The organism is Ensifer sp. SSB1 (assembly GCF_016652895.1).
Taxonomy (GTDB): Bacteria; Pseudomonadota; Alphaproteobacteria; order Rhizobiales; family Rhizobiaceae; genus Ensifer.
Window position 1 is genome coordinate 7,048 of the sequence record NZ_JAEPRP010000214.1, and the last position, 4,175, is coordinate 11,222.

Genomic DNA, 4,175 nt, shown 5'->3' on the forward strand with positions numbered 1-4,175 from the left:
CTCCTCGTACTCGCCCGGCTGCTTTCTCCCAATGAATTCGGGCTTTATGCCGCAGCCCTCGTCATCATCAAGTTGGCGACCATTTTCGAGAACCTCGGTGTCGCACCGGCAATCGTGCAGCGGCCCGAGCTCGATGACCGTCACCTGCGGGTCGGCTTCACCTTGTCGCTGATCCTCAGCCTGCTGATCGCCGGGCTGGTCTGGCTGGGGGCGCCGGCAATCGCACATGCCATGCGACTTGCCGATTTGGCCCCGATCGTGCGTGCCACCAGCGTGGTCTTCATTTGCCAGGGCGTCGCACTCGTGGCGCAGGCCGTTGCCCAGCGAGCGCTGCGGTTCGAATGGCTGGCCGCCGTCGACGCTGTATGCTTTGCGGTCGGCTTCGTGGTCGCGGGACCGATCTTTGCCTTGGCAGGCTTTGGGATTTGGGCGCTCGTCGGGGCGCTGATGACGCAAAATCTGCTTCGCACGATTGTGTTGCTCGCCGGCCAGCCGCATCCGAAACGCCCTTTGCTGGAGCGGCGTGCAATCGGCGAACTGCTCTATTTCGGCGGCGGGTTCACGATTGCTAGAGTGTGCAACTATCTCGCAACCCAAGTCGACAAGCTCATCGTCGGACGGTGGCTTGGAGCGTCGGCACTGGGTATCTACTCGCTCTCCTCGCAGCTGATGACCACGCCGGCAGTCATCATCGGCCAGATTCTCGACCGTGTCCTCTTTCCAACGATGGCGCTCGTGCAACAGGAGCCCGCCCGCCTTGCCCGAGCTTACCGCAGCGCGGTTGCGGCCTGCGCTCTGGTGGTATTGCCGGCAAGCCTCGTCGTCGCGATCGCAGCGCCTGAGATCGTTCAGGTCCTGCTCGGCAAAGGGTGGGACGCCGTCGTCGCTCCCCTCCAGATCCTGGCCGTCGGCATGTTGTTCCGCACAAGCTACAAGCTCAGCGACTCCATTTCGCGGGCGACCGGTGTCGTTTACGCAAGGGCATGGCGGCAGGCGATCTTCGTGGCGGCCGTGGCGATCGGCGCTTTTCTCGGACGTTTCTGGGGTGTGACGGGAGTGGCAACCGGTGTTGTCGTCGCCGTCATGACCAATTTCATACTGATGGCGCATTTAAGCCTGCGCGTCACCGGTATCACCTGGTCCGAGTTCATCGCCGTGCATGTACCAGCGTTTGCACTTGCGGGCGTGGTTGGCGCGAGTGCCTGGATTGCCGCCGATCAATTGCGCCAGATCCACGTGATGCCGCTCGTCCTCCTTTTCAATGTCGCGATTGCCGCTGGTGTGGCGGGGTTGTTGTCGTGCTGGCTGCTACCGTCGCTGTTTCTTGGACGGGATGGTCAGTCGATGCTTCGCCTGGTTGCAGGGCTGGCGCCCGCTTGGCTGCGGCGCAGTCGTCCGGGATAGGCGATAGCCTCCCGACCATTCTGCGGTCTCGTCCGACCGACAATGCATGTGTGTTCCAAGTTCCGTCCCGCGATCCGATCGAGCGACGCCGTCCTTCCCAACGGCGCCCCTCCTTCAGACGCGGGTTTCGGCTTTACCCAAGGGTGCTCGTGCTTTGACGGGCACCGACCATCGCGGACCTGCAAAGGCTGGCTGAAGAGGCGGCCTCGGTAAAGGAGATACGACATGACCAGCTTGGCTCGGTTTCCTAGCGTCAAACAGCTCTTGGCAGATGTCGACTTCGACTACGGCCTCATGGGCGACGGATTGGCCGATGACGGATCACTGGCACTGACCGGTATCCCCGCAGCGAATGCGGCAATGGCCCCATTCATCCAGAACATTCTGCGCGCGACCGTCTCGTTCGAAGGCAACGGCAACTGGGGCCTGTGGCCCTTGGGTCTCGATCCGCAGCGCAACGCAGGGCAACAAAACGGTGGGACAACGGCGCCAACCGAAACGGGATTGGCACGCCAGACAAGCGCATCGCCCGCCTTTACGGCCAGCAGCGACGGAGAAGCGGCCACGTTGATGAGCGAGCAGAGCCTTGCCGTTTCGACGACGATCGAAAGCCGCGTGTCTGGCGCTGCCGACGACGCCGAGGAAAAGGCTTCAGGGTCGATCTCGGGCAACATTAACGATCTCGAACTCGGCTTTGACGGCAGCACGCGTCAAACAGTCGGGCTCCGTTTCGCCGGCATCGACATCCCCAAAGGCGCCGTCATCACCAATGCCTATATCCAGTTCACCACCGACGAAGTGAGCACGGGAGCAATATCGCTGCTGATCCGCGGTCAGGACTCTGACGACGCAGCGGCTTTCACCACCACGAAGTTCGATGTTTCATCACGCCCGATCACGGATGCGTCGGTCGGTTGGACACCAGCGGACTGGACGATACGCGGCGAGGCCGGAGCCGGCCAACGCACACCTGACCTCAAGGCGATCATTCAGGAAATCATCGATCGTGACGGCTGGGCGGCACTGAATGACATAGCATTCGTGATCACCGGGACAACCGGCACACGGACGGCCAAATCGTTCGACGGCAACGCTGCTTCGGCACCGCTCCTGCATCTCGAATACTACGTCCCGGCGGCAGGCTCGCCTGTCGCCTTCAACAATCCGACAGATGCCAATCCCGCGGCCAATCAGATTGCGGAACTGGCCGTTGTCGGAGCGGCCATCGGCATTACGGCTTCGGCCAGCGATCCCGACGCCAGCGACACAGTGAGCTACAGCATCAACGATACCCGTTTTGCGATCGACGCGGCGACCGGCGTCATCACCCGTTCGGGTTCAGGGACGCTCGACTTCGAGACCCAGACCCAGATCACACTCACGGTGACCGCGACCTCGTCCGACCACAGCACGGCCACCCAGACCTTTACCGTCAACGTTCTCAACAGCCCGGAGCCGGTCGCATTCGGGACGCCGGCCGATGCCGACACGACCACGAACCAGATCGCCCAGGGTGCCGCTGCGGGCACCAAGGTCGGCATCACTGCGTCAGCGGCGGATCCGGATGCCGGTTCGACGGTGACCTATAGCCTCAACGATACGCGTTTCGCCATTGATACGAGCGGGATTATTACCCGCTCAGGCACCGGTACACTCAATGCCCAGTCTTCGATCACGCTCACGGTCACCGCGACGTCGTCGGACGGGAGCATGGCCTTGCATGACTACACCGTCAACGTCACGTCAGGCGTCCCCAGCCCGCCGACCTCGGCAACACTTGTCCACACCGTACTGACCTCGCAGTGGTCGCCGGCAAGCCCGGACCCGTCGGGCATCACCTACATTTCCCATCTCGGCACCTTGATGATTTCGGACGGCGAAGTCGATGAAATGTCGATATTCCAGGGAAAGAACCTCTTCGAAATGAGCCTGAACGGCACCTTGGTCAGGTCGATGACCACCACCAGTTTCTCGGACGAACCGAGTGGTGTCGCTTACAATCCAACCAACCGGCACCTCTACTTCTCTGACGATACCGGCACGAAGAGCGTATACGAACTCAACCCGGGTTCGGACGGTCTGTACAACACGGCCGATGACATCGTGACCTCGTTCAAGACGTCCGCCTTCGGGAGTTCCGACCCCGAAGGTATAGCCTATGACACGAAGCGGGGTGTTCTTTATCTCGCTGACGGCACAGCGAAAATCTACACGATCAATCCCGGCACAAATGGCAAATTTGACGGAGTGGCTTCCGCGGGCGGCGACGACGTGGTGACGAGTTTTTCGATCGGCACGCTCTCCAACGGCGATCCTTGCGTCGAGTACGACCCCGTTCACGACCTGCTCTATGTCGTCAAGTCGCGCACCCAGGTCGTGATGATGTCAACGACCGGCCAGCAACTGGGTACCCTTGATATCTCGGCTGCCAATGCCCGCAAGGTGGCCGGCCTGGCGCTCGCGCCGAGCAGCGACGATGGCAACCAGATGAGCCTCTACATCGTCGACAGAGGCGTCGACAACGACTCCAACCCGAACGAGAACGACGGCAAGCTCTACGAGTTCCGGCTCGACCACTGGCTGCTCGCCTGATCAAGACCAACGTGCATGATCAGCCATTCGGCTGAAAACCTGGAGTGACCACATCACGCAACCCTGGTTGCGCGATGAGCGTAGGGGCGACCGCGTCCACCGGCTGGCCCCGATTATCCGCAAGCCGCGGAAAGGAGGTTGGACATGTCTAAGTTGTCCCGCATTCCATCTGGCCTAGA

Annotated in this window: 2 protein-coding genes; both read left to right on the top strand. The window is 61.5% G+C overall.

Going from position 1 to position 4,175, the window contains the following annotated elements; all coding sequences use genetic code 11:
* On the top strand, positions 1-1,404 hold a 1,404-nt coding region (locus I8N66_RS32975; RefSeq protein WP_291163389.1), incomplete at its 5' end, for a lipopolysaccharide biosynthesis protein.
* Positions 1,405-1,629: 225 nt separating this feature from the next.
* Entirely contained in the window at positions 1,630-3,996 is a 2,367-nt protein-coding gene (locus I8N66_RS32980; protein WP_291163392.1) for an RTX toxin, read from the top strand.
* Positions 3,997-4,175: the final 179 nt, after the last annotated feature.

Excerpts from the sequence above, each read along its gene's own strand:
- I8N66_RS32980 (WP_291163392.1), top strand. The coding sequence starts at position 1,630 with ATGACCAGCTTGGCTCGGTTTCCTAGCGTCAAACAGCTCTTGGCAGAT.